Origin of the sequence: Pantoea sp. JGM49, assembly GCF_018257655.1 — a bacterium.
Taxonomy (GTDB): Bacteria; Pseudomonadota; Gammaproteobacteria; order Enterobacterales; family Enterobacteriaceae; genus Pantoea; species Pantoea communis.
In genome coordinates this window covers 40768-57167 of record NZ_JAERJM010000014.1, presented here as the reverse complement: position 1 = coordinate 57167, position 16400 = coordinate 40768, and the positions used below count along the sequence as shown (strand labels likewise).

18 protein-coding genes are annotated in these 16400 nt (G+C 49.8%); 12 read left to right on the top strand and 6 right to left on the bottom strand.

The window, feature by feature from the left end; genetic code table 11:
- The first annotated feature begins 11 nt into the window (after window positions 1–11).
- The 4 genes from rfaF to JK231_RS21010 are packed head-to-tail and all read left to right on the top strand — an operon-like array spanning window position 12 to window position 4064.
- Window positions 12–1055 (top strand): ADP-heptose--LPS heptosyltransferase RfaF, encoded by a 1044-nt coding sequence (rfaF, locus tag JK231_RS21025; RefSeq protein ID WP_160834188.1) that lies wholly within the window; start codon window positions 12–14, stop codon window positions 1053–1055.
- A gap of 2 nt (window positions 1056–1057) precedes the next feature.
- Window positions 1058–2020: a lipopolysaccharide heptosyltransferase RfaC gene (gene rfaC, locus JK231_RS21020; protein ID WP_097119666.1), complete on the top strand. Its 963-nt coding sequence runs from the start codon at window positions 1058–1060 to the stop codon at window positions 2018–2020.
- The gene (locus tag JK231_RS21015; RefSeq protein ID WP_097119667.1) at window positions 2021–2929 is read left to right on the top strand and encodes a sugar glycosyltransferase; all 909 of its coding nucleotides are present in this window, start codon (window positions 2021–2023) and stop codon (window positions 2927–2929) included. It abuts the gene before it with no gap.
- Window positions 2907–4064, top strand: coding sequence for an O-antigen ligase family protein (locus tag JK231_RS21010; protein ID WP_211729391.1), 1158 nt, complete (start codon window positions 2907–2909; stop codon window positions 4062–4064). The genes JK231_RS21015 and JK231_RS21010 overlap by 23 nt, the downstream gene beginning before the upstream one ends.
- Before the next feature lie 43 nt (window positions 4065–4107).
- On the opposite strand, the gene JK231_RS21005 is transcribed toward JK231_RS21010, so the two are convergent.
- The 3 genes from JK231_RS21005 to envC all read right to left on the bottom strand — a co-directional run bounded on the left by JK231_RS21005 (window position 4108) and on the right by envC (window position 7521).
- Window positions 4108–5187, bottom strand: coding sequence for a glycosyltransferase family 9 protein (locus JK231_RS21005; RefSeq protein ID WP_058960120.1), 1080 nt, complete (start codon window positions 5185–5187; stop codon window positions 4108–4110).
- Window positions 5188–5316: 129 nt separating this feature from the next.
- Complete coding sequence (locus JK231_RS21000) at window positions 5317–6216, bottom strand: divergent polysaccharide deacetylase family protein (protein ID WP_097119690.1); 900 nt, start codon at window positions 6214–6216, stop codon at window positions 5317–5319.
- Window positions 6217–6219: 3 nt separating this feature from the next.
- The gene (gene envC, locus JK231_RS20995; protein ID WP_211729390.1) at window positions 6220–7521 is read right to left on the bottom strand and encodes a murein hydrolase activator EnvC; all 1302 of its coding nucleotides are present in this window, start codon (window positions 7519–7521) and stop codon (window positions 6220–6222) included.
- 249 nt (window positions 7522–7770) lie between these two features.
- On the opposite strand from envC, the gene JK231_RS20990 reads away from it, so the two are divergent.
- From JK231_RS20990 to cysE, 5 genes are all read left to right on the top strand, one after another.
- A complete protein-coding gene (locus tag JK231_RS20990; RefSeq protein ID WP_160834185.1) occupies window positions 7771–8202 on the top strand; it encodes a rhodanese-like domain-containing protein in 432 nt (143 codons plus the stop codon).
- Window positions 8203–8219: 17 nt separating this feature from the next.
- Window positions 8220–8474 (top strand): glutaredoxin 3, encoded by a 255-nt coding sequence (gene grxC / locus JK231_RS20985; RefSeq protein WP_007885328.1) that lies wholly within the window; start codon window positions 8220–8222, stop codon window positions 8472–8474.
- A 39-nt stretch (window positions 8475–8513) separates the two neighbouring features.
- On the top strand, window positions 8514–8978 hold the full coding sequence (gene secB / locus JK231_RS20980) for a protein-export chaperone SecB (protein ID WP_034823785.1): 465 nt from the start codon (window positions 8514–8516) through the stop codon (window positions 8976–8978).
- Complete coding sequence (gene gpsA / locus JK231_RS20975) at window positions 8978–9997, top strand: NAD(P)H-dependent glycerol-3-phosphate dehydrogenase (RefSeq protein ID WP_160834184.1); 1020 nt, start codon at window positions 8978–8980, stop codon at window positions 9995–9997. Before secB ends, gpsA begins: the two co-directional genes overlap by 1 nt.
- 66 nt (window positions 9998–10063) lie before the next feature.
- A complete protein-coding gene (gene cysE / locus JK231_RS20970; RefSeq protein WP_034823780.1) occupies window positions 10064–10879 on the top strand; it encodes a serine O-acetyltransferase in 816 nt (271 codons plus the stop codon).
- On the opposite strand, the gene trmL is transcribed toward cysE, so the two are convergent.
- From trmL to cpxR, 3 genes are read right to left on the bottom strand one after another with little or no spacing between them, the layout of a single operon-like run.
- On the bottom strand, window positions 10876–11349 hold the full coding sequence (gene trmL / locus JK231_RS20965; RefSeq protein WP_058960119.1) for a tRNA (uridine(34)/cytosine(34)/5-carboxymethylaminomethyluridine(34)-2'-O)-methyltransferase TrmL: 474 nt from the start codon (window positions 11347–11349) through the stop codon (window positions 10876–10878). The two genes, cysE and trmL, sit on opposite strands and share 4 nt — an antisense overlap.
- Window positions 11350–11384: 35 nt before the next feature.
- The gene (gene cpxA / locus JK231_RS20960) at window positions 11385–12761 is read right to left on the bottom strand and encodes an envelope stress sensor histidine kinase CpxA (RefSeq protein ID WP_160834183.1); all 1377 of its coding nucleotides are present in this window, start codon (window positions 12759–12761) and stop codon (window positions 11385–11387) included.
- Window positions 12758–13456 (bottom strand): envelope stress response regulator transcription factor CpxR, encoded by a 699-nt coding sequence (cpxR, locus tag JK231_RS20955; RefSeq protein WP_034823774.1) that lies wholly within the window; start codon window positions 13454–13456, stop codon window positions 12758–12760. The genes cpxA and cpxR overlap by 4 nt, the downstream gene beginning before the upstream one ends.
- Window positions 13457–13606: 150 nt before the next feature.
- Here cpxR and cpxP point away from each other — a divergent pair, with 150 nt between their 5' ends.
- From cpxP to pfkA, 3 genes are all read left to right on the top strand, one after another.
- Entirely contained in the window at window positions 13607–14119 is a 513-nt protein-coding gene (gene cpxP / locus JK231_RS20950; protein ID WP_097119670.1) for a cell-envelope stress modulator CpxP, read from the top strand.
- Window positions 14120–14322: 203 nt separating this feature from the next.
- Entirely contained in the window at window positions 14323–15225 is a 903-nt protein-coding gene (gene fieF, locus JK231_RS20945) for a CDF family cation-efflux transporter FieF (protein WP_211729389.1), read from the top strand.
- A gap of 207 nt (window positions 15226–15432) precedes the next feature.
- The gene (gene pfkA, locus JK231_RS20940) at window positions 15433–16395 is read left to right on the top strand and encodes a 6-phosphofructokinase (protein WP_034823768.1); all 963 of its coding nucleotides are present in this window, start codon (window positions 15433–15435) and stop codon (window positions 16393–16395) included.
- The last annotated feature ends 5 nt before the right edge of the window (window positions 16396–16400 follow it).

Sequence of the window (16400 nt, the reverse complement as noted above, 5' to 3'; positions counted from 1 at the left end):
CGGCACCAGCGATGAAAATTCTGGTCATTGGCCCTTCCTGGGTCGGCGATATGATGATGTCGCAAAGTCTCTATCGCACGCTCAAGGCTGAGCACCCGGATGCGGTCATTGATGTGATGGCGCCGGCCTGGTGCCGGCCACTGCTGTCACGGATGCCGGAAGTCAATCAGGCGCTGGCGATGCCACTGGGCCATGGCGCTTTGGCACTGGGTGAAAGGCGGCGTTTGGGCAAATCCCTTCAGGTCAGCAATTATGACCGTGCTTATGTGCTGCCAAATTCGTTCAAATCAGCGCTGGTGCCGTTCTTTGCAGGTATTAAGCGCCGTGTCGGCTGGCGTGGTGAGATGCGCTATGGCGTGTTGAACGATGTGCGTGTGCTGGATAAAGCCGCGTTTCCGCTGATGGTGGAGCGCTATGTTGCACTGGGCTACGACAAACCCATCGCCTCCGCACAACAGTTGCCGCAGCCCTTACTGTGGCCGCAGTTGCGTGTCGATGAAGATGAAAAGCGCATGACAGCAGCGCAATTTTCTTTGTCGGCCGATCGTCCTGCTATAGGGTTCTGCCCTGGCGCTGAATTTGGCCCAGCCAAGCGCTGGCCGCACTACCATTACGCGGCGCTTGCCGAGCAACTGATTGCCGAAGGGTACCAGGTGGTGTTGTTCGGTTCCGCAAAAGATCGCGAAACCGGTGACACTATTGTTCAGACGTTATCGGAATCAGCACGAGCGCACTGCAAAAATCTGGCCGGCGATACGCAATTAGAACAAGCGGTTATCTTAATTGCACATTGCGCGGCTATCGTCAGTAATGATTCCGGGTTGATGCACATTGCCGCCGCACTGAATCGTCCTTTGGTCGCCTTATATGGCCCAAGTAGCCCGGATTTCACTCCGCCGCTCTCTCATCAGGCACGCGTAATTCGTTTGATCTCTGGCTATCACAAAGTACGTAAAGGTGATGCCGAAGAGGGTTATCACCAAAGTCTCATTGATATTCAGCCTGCTCGAGTTCATCAGGAATTTAGCACGCTGCTGCATCCGGTGCAGGAGTAGCCATGCACGTTTTGATTGTAAAAACCTCCTCAATGGGGGACGTGCTGCACACGTTACCGGCGCTCACTGATGCGATGCAGGCCATTCCTGGCATCCGTTTTGACTGGGTCGTCGAAGAAAATTTTGCACAGATCCCCAGCTGGCATCCGGCAGTAGATAAAGTGCTGCCGGTGGCGATTCGTCGCTGGCGTAAACATTGGTTTGGTAGCCAGCAGCGTGAAGAGCGCGTTCTGTTTAAGCGAGACCTGCAATCGCGCCAGTATGATGTGGTGATCGATGCGCAAGGGTTGATCAAAAGCGCCGCGCTGGTGACGCGACTGGCTAAAGGCGTAAAGCATGGGCAAGACAGCCGCAGCGCGCGGGAACCCTTTGCCAGCTGGTGGTATGACAAACGCCATGAAATTAATAAACAGCAACACGCGGTTGAACGCACGCGTGAGCTATTTGCGAAAAGCCTGGATTATGCGAAACCGGAGACCCAGGGTGATTATGCCATTGCGGGACATTTCCTTTCTACGCTGCCCAACGATGCGCATCAATACCTGGTGTTTTTGCATGCGACCACCCGCGATAACAAACATTGGCCAGAGGCGCACTGGCGCGAACTTATTGAACGGGTACAGCCGACAGGTCTGCGAGTGAAACTGCCTTGGGGTGCTGAACATGAGCATCAGCGTGCATTAAGAATGGCGGAAGGTTTTAACCATGTTGAGGTGCTGCCAAAATTAGCGCTGGAGCAAGTGGCACAGCAATTGGCGGGGGCACGCGCTGTCGTTTCGGTCGACACGGGTTTGAGTCACCTGACCGCCGCGCTGGACCGCCCGAATATTACGCTGTTTGGTCCAACTGATCCGGGGCTGATTGGGGGGTATGGGAAGAATCAGCATGAGCTACGCGGTGCAGGTGGCAGAATGCAGGCTATATCCGCCGTGAGCGTAATGGAAAAATTGCGGGAATTGCTTTGAATGGGATCAATATTTAAACAAATCTATCGTTATACCCATGAACGAGCTTATCGGCACAATGAAAATTTTTGGCCTCATATCAGAATTCAACGTGGAGCAGAAGACCATATTGAACGGCTAGTCTGGCGAAAAAATGAAATAAAAATTGAAGCATTAGATTCATTACGTAAAACCGTTACCAATGATATGACGATACTGGCAACTGGCCCGTCAGTGAATGATCTTGATTTTGAATTACTTTCAGAAACGACATTTATTGGTGTTAATGGCGCTTATCACCTACGAGATAAAGTCGTATTTTCATATTATGTTATTGTCGATCGCGGTTTTGTTGAGAATCGTTTTGATATTGTCGGAAAAGTACTGGGCGACCCTGAGTTGACGCTCTTTACAACAGTTCATTGCCTCAATGATATGTTGAATTGCATTGGAGTCGATAAGATAAAGTGTCGTTTGGCTATTATTGAAGATCTGAGTTATAAGATATTTCGAAAATCAGTAGTACCTGCTGAGTATGCTTTGAATTTCAATGATAATAAAGGATTATCAGTCTATCCAACTGATCCATTATCAGGTTTTTCATGGGATATCAGACAAGGTATTTTTGATGCGGGTACAGTGGCCTATTGGGCGTTGCAAATAGCCGTATGGCTCAGTTCAAATCGTATACTGTTAGCAGGGGTTGATATGAATAATTTTTCTTCCCCACGATTTTATGAAAATGAAAATAATAAGCAGAAAAGCTTTTTAGGGGAAAACTTTACTCAAGTTATAAAGCCCGCATTCTTGAATGCCAGCATCGAGCTTAATCATGCAGGGATAAAGGTTTACAATTTGTCTATGAATAGTGGACTGACAGAGGAAATTTTCGAGAAGGCGACGCCAGATGTCATTTTTAAAAAAAACTGAAAGTTTAGAATTTATTGCATCTATTTCTTTTATGGCATTTTTATTTTTAATGACCATATTTACAGGTGTTGGAAAAGTAAATAATTTATTTCATCTGTCGATTACAACGATGATGATATTTTTGTTTTTCCAGCGAAAAAAGCTTAGTCTTCCCGAGCCATATCCCTGGAGGTCAATAGGCGTTATTGCACTATTCCTCATTTATTACAGTATTACGAACTTATGGACAAGTGTTCCAGAGAATATAATTTCAACTCTGAAGCATACCGTTTATCTTCTTTTTTTCGTTTGTATGTTTGATTACTGTATTAAGCGTTATGGTTTGCTGAAGGTTTATGGATGCATTTTTTCCGGGTGTTTTATTGTCCTTGTTTTGACATTTATGTTGGTAGACAAAAGCACGCTACTGACTAATAGACTTGAAAACGGTTTTTTTGCCGCGCCAAAAAATGTCATTGATCTCGGTGGATATTTTGCTCTTGGTATTTTAAGTGCACTGATTATTGCCCGTGAGTCAGGCCGACACTGGATTTACATACCTGCATCGTTGCTCTTTATTGGCTTGATCTTGACGCAAAGTCGAGGTCCATTATTGGCTTTAATGGTTTCTTTAGCTGTCTTACTTGCTAAATATAAACATGTTCACCTTAAACATGTTTTGTATATCATGATTTCAATCGCTACTATTTTATTATTCTTCTACTTTACCGATTATGGCAGTGATTTTTATGCGCGCATTGTTTCCTCTTATGCGCAGAGTTTTATCAGATTTGGAATCTGGAATCATGCCATTTCAGATGCAATGATTCATCCCTATTTCGGTTGGGGGTTTGATAAGCAGCTGACATTTGTAAACAGTATTGGCCAACATGTTATAACCACACACAGTATTTATGTATCGGCCTTCTTAAAAGGCGGTGTGGTGGGTGTGCTATTTATGGCATCACTCATCCTGGTTGGCTTGTATCATGCGTATAGAAAGTATCATCAAGGCATGGGGTTAGAAGCCTCAATTTATCTCTTCTCTTTGATGTTTTTTGTTACTCAGGGGATGTTTGTGATTGGTGGACCAGGAGAAACATGGGTATTATTCTGGTTGCCATTAGCGATAGTTTTGTCATCCCGTAAGGCCTAGATAAAAACCACTACCAGATCGCTTGCTATCTGGTAGTGTAATTTTAGACTGAAATATTTTTCATCATCACGTTATAAACCTGATCAACGCTTATTTTTCTTAATGGGTAATGCGGATCATCATTAGATTCAGGTTCAATTCTGATAGTCTGATGGATGTGTAAATCCTGATAAGGTCCTGTATGTCTGGGATTAGCACTGACATAAAGACTCACTGTCGGCGTTTCTGCCGTGATAGCAATATGTAGTGGTCCAGTGTCACCTGTGATCAACACATCAAGGTTTTTAATTATCTGTAAGAGTTCAGGTAGGCGAGTCTTACCAATATAAGAGTGAACCCTTGAATGGTATTTATTTTTTAATAAATCAAAGAATGATTTTTCAATGTTTTTATCCTGGGTGGCACCAGTCAATACTATTTTTGCATCTTTGTTATTTTCTAAAATACGCTCTGCTAGTTCAGAAAAATGTTCAACTGGCCAGCAACGGTTTTTCCCGGACGCCCCCATTTGAAAGCCAATTACAGGTCGATAGTTTTCACGTTCTACAGAGTGAATTGCAATGGGGAATTGCATTCTGATATCTGTTGTATTGCATCCAAGAATACTAATCAGGTCGAGTTTGCGCTGAATAATATGAACATCTGTTGCCGATGAATAATGATCTATCCAGTGATTAAAGACGGTATTGTCACTTCTGAAATTATCTCTAATAATGTATTTTGAGCCAGACAGGCGTGCGCAGAGAATGTCATAGCCCAATGTTGAATGCAGTAGCACAGTCATATCAGGTTTGAATTTTCTCATTCTCCTGATTACGCGATGGGAATGAACTATTTTATTATCCCAGATGACTATTTCATCAAACCATTGACTTTTTTCAACGAGATCACGGTTTTTATCACTGGATACCAGCATGAGCCTGGCCTCTGGATAGCGATGCTTTATGGCTTTGATCGCAGGAGTATTAAAAAGGAGATCTCCTAATGCGGTCGTTGAGAAAATAACAATGCGCTTAAACTCATGATTTGAGCTTAGCGGTGTCTTGTTTTTGTCAATCTGGCTCAGTCTGGCATGTAAACTGAGTACGTTATTGATTACGTTTATTTTCCAAAGCTTTTTCATTATTCCATTTCACCCTAAGAACCTGGCAAATTTGACATCAGTCGCGGGAATTAATTTCGTAATGATAACGAAAAAAACGCTAGTCCCGAATGGGGCTAACGCTAATTTTCAAAAACGTTGATGATTGCGTTAAAAAAGTAAACCTAACTGATTGATTAACTTACTACCTGCCACATTTTCAATCACTATTTCAACGGCTCGACTTTGCGGCACTGGCGGCAGTGGTTTACTGACCTTACACACCCCCGGAGCACGGAATTTCGGCGCTGGAGATTTATCGGTTGTCGTCGGAGCTTTACCCTGATGCACAGGCTCATTCAGCAACTGACTTGGGCGGACCAGCGTAATATCGCCAGGCAGTGATAGCAGCATCTGTTGCAGCACACGGACGGTGGTTGGGTGCGGATGGCCAATCGCAATGGCATAACCATCGCGCTGTGCCAGTTTTACGGCACGGGTAAACTGTTCGCGAATCGATGCCTCATTCTGACTATCGTCAAGGAATACCCGGCGTTTCAGCACCTTAACATGCGTACCTTGTGCCGCTGGAATAGACTGGCTATTGCCAATCGTCATGCTATCGAGAAAGTAGTAATTGTACTGATTTAGCACCTGCATCACTTTCTGCATGCCAGGCAGGCTGGAGGTCATTTTGCTGCCCATATGGTTGTTCAGCCCCACAGCGAAGGGCACTTTACCCGAGGCATCCCGAACAATGCGTGCGATCTCTTCGCTGCTCATCTCTGGGGTTAAGGTATCTTTTTCCAGCGGCTGCTTACTGAGCGGTGCCATTGGCAAGTGAATCAACACCTCATGACCACCCTGATGTGCTTTTGTCGCCATCTCACGAGCATGAGGTGCATTCGGCAATACAGCGACCGAAATCGCAGCGGGCATTTGCAGCACTTTATTCTCTTCAACCGGACGATAACCGAAGTCATCAATCACAATTGAGAGTTTACCTGCCTGAGCCGATAGTGTGAAAAACAGTGCGCAGAACGCAATTGAGAGCTTTTGAGGCTGAAACAACACTTATCTTCCTAACCACGGTAGTGGATTGACGGCCTGTCCCTGACGTCGGATTTCAAAGTAGAGCGAAGGCGTGCCGCGGCCGCCACTGGTACCCACGAGGGCGATAGGCTGTCCTGCCTTCACCTGAGTACCCACGCTCACCAGCGCACTTTGGTTGTAGCCATAAAGACTCATATCGCCTTTACCATGTTCCAATACCACAACCAGGCCGTAGCCTTGTAGCCAGTCGGCCATCAGTACGCGTCCATCGGCGATGGCTTTCACTTCGGTGCCTTCTGGTGCATCAATCACAAGACCTTTCCAGCGCAGTTCACCCTGCATGGATTCACCGAAGCGGTGTTCAATACGTCCATTCACCGGCCATACCGCCTGCCCACCAGGCTTTCCGAGGCCACCGGTGCGCGCCATCAACTCACGTTCGCTTTGTGTGGGTTGATAACTTGATCCCTTGGCTTTTGCCTGCGCCTGACGCTGGCGTACTTTTTCTGCCTCGCGTGCTTCACGTTCGGCACGCTCACGCGCTTCGCGTTCGGCTTTGGCAATTTTATCCTGCAGACGGCTTTCGTTTTCTCGCATCTCAACCAAATCGGCCTGATCTTTTTCCAGCGAGCTTTCCAATACTGTCAGGGTTTTCTTACGTGCCGCACTGGCGGTTTCCAGTTTGGCCTGCTGCGACTGCTGTTGGGCTAACAGGGATTTTTGTTGTTCCTGCTTACCTTGCAATGCCTGACGCTGCTCGGACAGCTGTTGCTGAGTTTGTTTGAGATCGTCGATGTTTTTCTGGCGTGCAGCATTAAGGTAGCCGAAATAGGCAAGTATGCGTTCACTGCGTTGTGCTTCTTCACCACCCAGCAGCAGCTGTAACCCATTGTGTTGGCCTTGTCGGAAAGCCGCATCCAATTGTTGAGCCAGCAGTTTTTCCTGCTGAGCTTGCTGTTTTTCCAGACGAGAGATGGAGGTGGTAATTTGTGTGATTTCGCCGTCGAGCGCGGTCAAGCTATTGCGCGTTTCCCTAAGCTGCCGGCTGGCTTGCGCAATCACTTTTTCCTGACTTTGCAGTTGATCGAGAAGTTTGCTGCGCTGTAATTTCTGCGCTTTAACGCTTTTCTCTTTGTTAGCAATATCCTGCTGAATGGACTTGAGCTGGGTTTTACTGTCATCCGCACTGTGCGCGTAAACGGGCAATAACAGTGCGCCCGCGCAGAGCAAGCTCAGGGAGATTTCGGACCAGCGAGATGACAACGGATGCGCTGGGCCGTTGTGACAGGTCCTTGTGTATGTAACGGTCGCTTTTCCCTTCATAGTCGATAATTATTCCACGATGAACAGCCGCTTACCAGTTATCCCGGGCGGGTTTTGCTTTACGAAAGATGTCGGTGCCGAGCTTAGCGGCATAAACCTTGACTCAATTTTGCGATTAGAACACTTTTTTTGGAAAATGACGCACAAATCGTAACTCTGCCCGCTTCGCGACTGTACATGCTAAGTGGCGCAGGTATACTCAGAACCCTTGTTTTAGCTTATTAGCCCGGTCTGGAGTCGTTACCCCTCATGCAAGAAATTATGCATTTTGCAAGCAATCACACCATCCTTAGTCTGGCATGGGTTGTTTTACTCGTTCTGGTGATTGTGACCACCGTTAAAGGAATGTTCTCTAAGGTAAAAACCATCAGCCGTGGTGAAGCAACCCACCTGATCAACAAAGAGGATGCGGTGGTTGTAGACGTGCGTTCGCGCGATGATTATCGCAAAGGGCACATTTCAGGTGCGGTGAATATTGCAGCGGCTGACATCAAAAAAGGGAGCTTTGCCGAACTGGAAAAGCACAAGTCGCAGCCCATAATTGTGGTATGCGCCACCGGCCAGAGCGCGGGTGAGTCAGCCGCTAAATTGAGCGCTGAAGGTTTTGAAAAAGTCTCCGTGCTGAAAGATGGCGTGAGCGGCTGGAGTGGTGAGAATCTGCCGCTGGTACGCGGTAAATAATTCCCAGAGGTAACCGCATGGCTAATGTTGAGATTTACACCAAAGTCACATGCCCTTATTGCCACCGGGCAAAAGCATTGTTGGATCAGAAAGGTGTTTCGTTCCAGGAGATTCCTATTGATGGGAACGCGGCGAAACGTGAAGAGATGATTCAGCGAAGCGGGCGTACGACAGTTCCCCAGATTTTTATTGATGCGCAGCACATTGGTGGCTGTGACGATCTTTACGCGCTGGATGGGCGTCAGGGACTGGATCCCTTACTCCAGGCATAATTTTTCGGTCAGACAATTTAACTCACAGGATTTAGTAACATGTCAGAACATAGCACAAACGAAATGCAGTTCCAGATTCAACGTGTTTATACCAAAGACGTTTCTTACGAAGCGCCAAACGCGCCTCAGGTTTTCCAGAAAGAGTGGGAACCGGAAGTGAAACTGGATCTGGACACCGCTTCATCTCAGCTGGCTGATGAAGTCTACGAAGTTGTTCTGCGCGTTACCGTGACAGCAACCGTTGGCGAAGACACCGCATTCCTGTGCGAAGTTCAGCAGGCAGGTATCTTCACTATCGGCGGTATCGAAGGCACTCAGATGGCACATTGCCTCGGTGCATACTGCCCGAACATTCTGTTCCCGTATGCACGTGAATGCATCACCAGCCTCGTGTCTCGTGGTACTTTCCCTCAGCTCAATCTGGCGCCAGTTAACTTTGATGCCCTGTTCATGAACTATCTGCAGCAGCAAGGTGAAGGCGAAGCGCCACGTCAGGATGCCTGATGACTACCCTCAACGCTTCGATTAGCGTCATCGGTGCCGGCTCGTACGGCACCGCTTTGGCCATTACGCTGGCCCGTAACGGCCATCCGGTTCTGCTCTGGGGCCACAATCCGCAAAGCGTGGCGCAGCTCCAGGCTGACCGATGTAATGCCGCTTTCCTGCCTGATGTACCTTTCCCTGACAATCTTGTTCCCGAAGCCGATTTGGCAACGGTGGTGAATGCCAGCCGCGATCTGTTGGTGGTGGTGCCTAGCCACGTATTTGGCGACGTTCTCACCCAGTTGAAGCCGCATCTGCGTGCAGACTCACGTATTGTCTGGGCAACCAAAGGTCTCGAAAAAGAGACTGGCCGTCTTTTGCAGGATGTTGCGCGTGAAATCCTTGGCGATCAAATTCCGCTGGCCGTGGTTTCCGGACCAACTTTCGCGAAGGAGCTTGCTGCGGGCCTGCCTACAGCGATAGCGCTGGCTGCCACTGACGCACAGTTCGCCGAAGATCTGCAGCAAAAACTGCATTGCGGTAAAAGCTTCCGCGTGTACAACAATCCAGACTTCATCGGCGTGCAACTGGGTGGCGCGGTGAAAAACGTGATTGCGATTGGTGCCGGCATTTCCGATGGAATTGGTTTTGGTGCTAACGCACGAACCGCGCTGATTACCCGTGGGCTGACTGAGATGAGTCGCCTTGGCGCCGCTCTTGGAGCCGATCCCACCACCTTTATGGGCATGGCGGGGCTGGGCGATTTAGTGCTGACCTGTACCGATAATCAATCCCGCAATCGTCGTTTTGGCATGATGCTGGGACAAGGCGAGAGCGTTGATGAGGCGCAGCGCATTATCGGACAAGTTGTAGAAGGGTACCGAAACACCAAAGAAGTCAAAGCATTGGCGGCGAGAATGGGTGTTGAAATGCCGATAACCGAGCAGATTTATCAGGTACTGTATTGCGAAAAATCGGCGCGAGAGGCAGCATTGAGTTTACTTGGCCGTGCAAGGAAGGACGAAAACAGCCAAAGCTGAAGCAGGATGCTCAGCTAAATCACCTGCAGCGCCTCTCAGGCGCTTTTTTATCGGGAGCACAGAGCAATGTCGTCAGAAGAGTTAGAACTGGTCTGGAACAACATCAAAGCTGAAGCCAGAGCGCTGGCTGATTGTGAACCCATGCTGGCCAGTTTTTATCACGCGACTTTGCTGAAGCACGAAAATCTTGGCAGTGCCCTAAGCTACATGCTGGCGAACAAACTCGCCAACCCGATCATGCCAGCCATTGCGGTACGCGAAATCGTTGAGGAAGCGTATCGCGAAGATCCAGAGATGATTGTCTCTGCAGCTTACGATATTCAAGCCGTGCGCCAGCGCGATCCTGCCGTTGATAAGTATTCAACGCCATTGCTGTATCTGAAAGGCTTCCATGCATTACAGGCTTATCGCATCGGCCACTGGCTCTGGAAAGAGGGCCGCCGCGCGTTAGCCGTCTATTTGCAGAACGAAATCTCCGTCTCCTTTGCAGTGGATATCCACCCGGCAGCCCGTATTGGTCGCGGCATCATGCTCGATCATGCTACCGGTATCGTGATTGGTGAAACCGCCGTAGTGGAAAATGACGTGTCGATTTTGCAGTCGGTCACGCTAGGCGGTACCGGAAAAACCAGCGGCGATCGCCATCCGAAAATCCGTGAAGGTGTGATGATTGGCGCAGGTGCCAAGATTCTCGGTAACATTGAAGTGGGGCGCGGCGCGAAAATTGGTGCGGGTTCGGTGGTACTACAACCGGTGCCGCCGCATACCACGGCAGCCGGTGTGCCTGCGCGTATCGTTGGCAAACCCACCAGCGATAAACCTTCGATGGATATGGACCAACTCTTCAACGGCGCGGGCTTCGAGTACGGCGACGGAATTTAGCTCTTGATCAGTGCGCCAGCATAATCAAGCTGGCGCCACGCTTCATACACCACCACAGATACCGCATTCGACAGATTCATACTGCGACTTTCAGCCATCATTGGGATGCGGATCTTCTGCTCTGCTGGCAGCGCGTTCAGTATCTCTGCCGGCAAACCACGGCTCTCAGGTCCAAACAATAAATAATCCCCTTTCTGATAGCTCACAGCGCTGTGGGCAGGTGTGCCTTTGGTGGTGAGTGCAAACAGACGCTGTGGTGCTTCAGACTCGATAAACGCAGTGTAATTGGCGTGTTTTTTGAGTGAGGTGTATTCGTGATAATCGAGCCCAGCGCGGCGCAGGCGCTTGTCATCCCAGGCAAAGCCCAGCGGCTCAATCAGATGCAATTGGAAGCCTGTATTGGCACACAAGCGGATGATATTGCCCGTATTTGGCGGGATTTCAGGTTCAAATAAAACGATGTTCAGCATAAGGCCCCCGGAAACGAGGGCCGAAGCATAGCAAATTATTGACGAGCGGAGTACAGCGGCAACCAGAGTGTAAGGCGCAGCCCCCCTAATGGGCTGTCATCGGCTTTCACCCAACCGCGATGCTGTTGCACGGCTGTTTCCACAATCGCCAGTCCGAGACCGGTGCCACCAGATTCACGGTCGCGTGCTTCATCAGTGCGATAGAAGGGGCGGAAAATCTGCTCGCGATCTTCAGCGCTGACGCCTGGGCCATCGTCATCAACGTGAACGGTAATACCCTGAATATCCACCGAGAAACTCACGCTGATATGCGTGTGGGAATAACGCAGCGCATTACGCACGATGTTTTCCAGTGCGCTCTCCAGGGCATGCGGGTTGCCGTACAGTGGCCACGGACCAGGCGGATACGGCACATCCATGGTTTTACCCATCTGCTCGGCTTCAAATTTGGCATCTTCCAGTACACCGTTCCACAGGTGGTTGGCTTTCATCGCTTCACTGACTAAGGCATTTTTATGCTGAGTGCGTGAGAGCACCAGCAAATCGTTAATCATGCCATCAAGCCGCTGGGCTTCCGTTTCGATACGCTGAAGTTCTTTACCTTCACCATTGCGACGGCGCAGTAGGGCGGTAGCCAACTGCAAACGTGTCAGTGGCGTGCGTAATTCATGACTGATATCGGATAACAAACGCTGCTGTGCGGTCATCATGCGTTCAAGTGCGCTCACCATTTGGTTGAAACTTGAACCTGCTGCCAGGAATTCCTGTGGACCGGATTCCAGTTCAGGATGCTGGCGTAAGTTTCCGCTCGCCACTTCATCGGCAGCATGTTTAAGCTTGCGAGCTGGGCGCGCCAGGCTCCACGCCAGCCATAACAGCAGTGGCGAGCTAATCAGCATGGTGACAATCAACAGCAATAACGGACGGTCGAACAGTAAATTGACGAAGTCCAGTTGAGAACTGGTGGCGGGGCGGATCAGGTAGAGCTGATAGTTATCTTCACCATCCTGCACGGCGAACGGGCCCACCATCTCCACACGACCATACTTTTTCTTCTGCGGATGATCGGCATTATCAGACTGGCCGATAAAGTTACGAATCACCTGCATTTCATTGTGCTGCGCACCGATCACCCGGCCTTCGCTGGTGACTAATAACAAGCGTTGGCCGGGTGGGGCCCATTTGTCGATGGCGCGAAACAGCCGGCGCCACCACATCAGGTCGTTGGGAGGATCTTGCGATAACTCCGCTTCAACGTGCTGTTCAATCATGGTGCCCTGTCGTTGCTCACTTTCCAGCAGTGCGGTCATCTGGCGTGAGTCGAGTTTGGGCACCATCAATACCAGCATCAACACCAGAGCCAGGGTGAGCCAGAAAATGGCGAAGATGCGGGTAGTCAAACTTCCAATCATGATGCCGAAACCATCAGATAGCCGCGTCCGCGTAGCGTTTTAAACCACGGGTGGCCATCACGACGTTCCGGCAATTTACGACGCAGGTTTGAAATGTGCATATCAATCGCGCGGTCAAACGGCGTCAGGCGTTTACCCAGCACTTCCTGACTGAGGTGCTCACGCGACACGACCTGACCTAAGTGCTGTGCCAGCAAATAGAGCAGAGTGAATTCCGTGCCCGTCAGATCCAGCGTTTCACTATCGAAGCTGGCTTCCTGGCGGCCTGGGTTGAGGCGCAGGCAATCCACTTCCAGCGTGGGTGAACTATTGTCATGCTGCTGTTGTTGTTCGCTCCAGTTTGAACGGCGCAAAATAGCTCGAATACGCGCCACCAGTTCACGGTCATTAAACGGTTTTGGTAGATAGTCATCCGCGCCCAGCTCAAGGCCAAGAACACGATCCAACTCACTACCACGAGCGGTCAGCATAATGACCGGAGTTTGGTGCTGTTGTCGTAATTCTTTCAACGTATCAATACCGTTCTTCTTCGGCATCATGACGTCGAGTAATAACAAGTCAACGCTGTTATCCAGCAGGTTAAGCGCCTGCTCGCCATCGCTGGCGACAATCACCTCAAAACCTTCCATCTCAAGCAGTTCTTTAAGCAGCGAAGTTAATTCGCGGTCGTCATCAACCAACAGGATTTTATTCATTTTTTGTTGCCCTCCGCAGGCAAAATACCGTGTTCCTTGACTTGCAATCCAACGCTTTACGTAGTTTTACACCCCCTGACGGATGTTTGCAGCTATCGCCGTACACTAGCTCTCGTTGAATCGCAAAACGGAACGAACTGGGAGTAAACGATGCGCTACTTAACCGCCGTCGTCATTGCCTCAGCGATGGTTCTCAGTCACGCCAGCGCAGAAGCAGCAGACACGACGACGATTGACGAGATGCATCATAACGGCGGATTGACGACAGGCAGTATGACGCAAAATCCGCAAAGCCACATGTTCGATGGCATTGAGCTGACTGAACAACAGCGGCAACAGATGCGAGACCTGATGCAGCAAGCACGACATGAGCGCCCGGCTATGAGCGTTCAGGATATTGAAACTATGCATGACCTTGTCATTGCAGACAAATTTAACGAATCGGCTATCCGACAGCAGGCAGAGAAACAAGCCCGCGCGCAGATAGAACTGCAAGTTGAGATGGCTCGGGTTCGCAACCAGATGTATCACCTGCTAACGCCTGCACAGCAAGCGACATTGCAGAAGAATTATGAGCGGCGACTTAATGATATGCGTCAGCTCTCAGGATTGCAGTCATCATCACCGCTGCATGCAGTGAGTAGTACCAGCAGTAACCAGTAACATAGTATCCCTGTTTTCCTTGCCATAGACACCATCCCTGTCTTCCCCCGCATGATGCGGGGGTTTTTTTTTTTATCTGCCAATCCTGTGCTGCATCATCACCTTAATATTCATTTCACGCAGCTTACGCTTGCCGATGATAAACTTGAGCCATTATGTGACTAAAGGCGTTGCGCTGAGCAGACGCTTCTATGAGGCATGGCATGGATCCCTCCTACGCGAAACTCGTCAACCGCGCGGCGCTGGCGGCAACGACGCTGGCGACATTACTGTTGATCGTGAAAATTTTTGCCTGGTGGCTGACTGGCTCAGTCAGTATGTTGGCCGCCCTGGTCGATTCACTGGTGGATATCGCTGCATCGCTCACCAATTTACTGGTGGTGCGCTATTCACTCCAGCCTGCGGACGCTGATCACACCTTCGGCCACGGTAAAGCGGAGTCGCTTGCCGCACTGGCACAAAGCATGTTTATTTCCGGCTCGGCACTGTTTTTATTTCTCACGGGTATTCAGCATCTGGCCTCACCCAATATATTACGTGCGCCGCTGGTCGGTATCGTCGTCACTGTGGTCGCCCTTTTGTCCACCCTGTTACTGGTGACTTTCCAGCGCTGGGTGGTGCGTCGGACACGCAGCCAGGCGATACGTGCGGATATGCTGCACTATCAATCTGACGTGGTGATGAACGGCGCGATCCTGGTGGCTTTGGTGTTAAGCAGCTATGGTTTTGTCCGGGCAGATGCGCTCTTTGCGCTGGGGATTGGGGTGTACATCCTCTATAACGCTTTGCGCATGGGTTATGAAGCGGTGCAATCTTTGCTGGACCGCGCATTGCCGGAAGAAGAGAAGCAGGCGATTATCAATTTGGTTAGCGACTGGCCAGGTGTGCGCGGTGCCCATGCACTGCGTACGCGTCAATCCGGGCCAACCCGTTTTATCCAGCTTCATCTGGAAATGGATGACCACCTGCCGCTGGTGCAGGCGCATCAGGTAGCGGATCAGATCGAGCAAGCACTCCGGCTTAAGTTTCCCGGTTCGGATGTTATCATCCATCAGGATCCCTGTTCGGTGGTGCCTGAAAATCAGCAAGGCTTTTTCCAGTTTTAGCGTTTAAATATCATGGCGTTGCGTTATAAAAATGACGTAACGCTAACAACTCTGTAAAAAAATAGCGAAAACTTGTCTGACCTGAATCAATTCAGCATCAAGCCTTTGATATACTATCTGCAACTATTAAGCCGCACGATCGTGAGCGGGTTTACACCGGTCGGCAGGCAGGAATAATCCTTAGTTTTGAACAATCCAGAGGTTGTCATGATCAAAAAAATCGGAGTACTGACCAGCGGCGGTGACGCCCCAGGCATGAACGCAGCCATCCGCGGAGTTGTCCGTTCCGCGCTGAGTGAAGGCCTTGAAGTTTTTGGTATCTACGACGGCTATCTGGGTTTGTATGAAGACCGTATGATCAATCTCGACCGATACAGCGTGTCCGACATGATCAACCGTGGCGGCACTTTCCTCGGTTCTGCGCGCTTCCCGGATTTCCGTAATGAGGAAGTTCGTCAGGTTGCCATTGAGAACATGAAGAAGCGCGGCATTGACGCGCTGGTGGTCATCGGCGGTGACGGTTCCTACATGGGTGCCAAACGTTTGACGGAAATGGGTTTCCCGTGCATTGGTCTGCCAGGCACCATCGATAATGACGTTGCCGGTACCGATTACACCATCGGTTACTTCACGGCGCTGGAAACCGTGGTTGAAGCGATTGACCGTCTGCGCGACACCTCCTCTTCGCATCAGCGCATTTCCATCGTGGAAGTGATGGGTCGTTACTGCGGCGATCTGACTCTGGCTGCTTCCATCGCCGGCGGTTGTGAATTCATCGTGCTGCCGGAAATTCCTTATACCCGTGAAGAACTGGTCGAAGAGATCAAAGCCGGTATCGCCAAAGGTAAAAAACACGCCATTGTGGCCATTACCGAACACATCTGTGATATCGACGATTTGGCGCATTACATCGAAGCAGAAACCAAACGCGAAACACGTGCAACGGTGCTTGGGCATATTCAGCGTGGCGGTGCACCATGCGCTTACGACCGTATCCTGGCGTCACGTATGGGTGCCTACTCCATCGAACTGCTGTTGCAGGGCTACGGCGGACGTTGTGTCGGTATTCAGAATGAGAAGATGGTGCATCACGACATCATTGACGCGATTGAAAACATGAAGCGCCCATTCAAGCGCGACTGGCTGGATACGGCGAAAAAACTCTACTAATCAAA

Coding starts and splice junctions, on each gene's coding strand:
- cpxA (WP_160834183.1), bottom strand. CDS start 12,761: ATGATTGGAAGTTTGACTACCCGCATCTTCGCCATTTTCTGGCTCACC.
- JK231_RS20990 (WP_160834185.1), top strand. CDS start 7,771: ATGCAAGAAATTATGCATTTTGCAAGCAATCACACCATCCTTAGTCTG.
- grxC (WP_007885328.1), top strand. CDS start 8,220: ATGGCTAATGTTGAGATTTACACCAAAGTCACATGCCCTTATTGCCAC.
- cpxR (WP_034823774.1), bottom strand. CDS start 13,456: ATGAATAAAATCCTGTTGGTTGATGACGACCGCGAATTAACTTCGCTG.
- pfkA (WP_034823768.1), top strand. CDS start 15,433: ATGATCAAAAAAATCGGAGTACTGACCAGCGGCGGTGACGCCCCAGGC.
- trmL (WP_058960119.1), bottom strand. CDS start 11,349: ATGCTGAACATCGTTTTATTTGAACCTGAAATCCCGCCAAATACGGGC.
- secB (WP_034823785.1), top strand. CDS start 8,514: ATGTCAGAACATAGCACAAACGAAATGCAGTTCCAGATTCAACGTGTT.
- envC (WP_211729390.1), bottom strand. CDS start 7,521: ATGAAGGGAAAAGCGACCGTTACATACACAAGGACCTGTCACAACGGC.
- cysE (WP_034823780.1), top strand. CDS start 10,064: ATGTCGTCAGAAGAGTTAGAACTGGTCTGGAACAACATCAAAGCTGAA.
- JK231_RS21015 (WP_097119667.1), top strand. CDS start 2,021: ATGGGATCAATATTTAAACAAATCTATCGTTATACCCATGAACGAGCT.
- cpxP (WP_097119670.1), top strand. CDS start 13,607: ATGCGCTACTTAACCGCCGTCGTCATTGCCTCAGCGATGGTTCTCAGT.
- rfaC (WP_097119666.1), top strand. CDS start 1,058: ATGCACGTTTTGATTGTAAAAACCTCCTCAATGGGGGACGTGCTGCAC.
- JK231_RS21005 (WP_058960120.1), bottom strand. CDS start 5,187: ATGAAAAAGCTTTGGAAAATAAACGTAATCAATAACGTACTCAGTTTA.
- rfaF (WP_160834188.1), top strand. CDS start 12: ATGAAAATTCTGGTCATTGGCCCTTCCTGGGTCGGCGATATGATGATG.
- gpsA (WP_160834184.1), top strand. CDS start 8,978: ATGACTACCCTCAACGCTTCGATTAGCGTCATCGGTGCCGGCTCGTAC.
- fieF (WP_211729389.1), top strand. CDS start 14,323: ATGGATCCCTCCTACGCGAAACTCGTCAACCGCGCGGCGCTGGCGGCA.
- JK231_RS21010 (WP_211729391.1), top strand. CDS start 2,907: ATGTCATTTTTAAAAAAAACTGAAAGTTTAGAATTTATTGCATCTATT.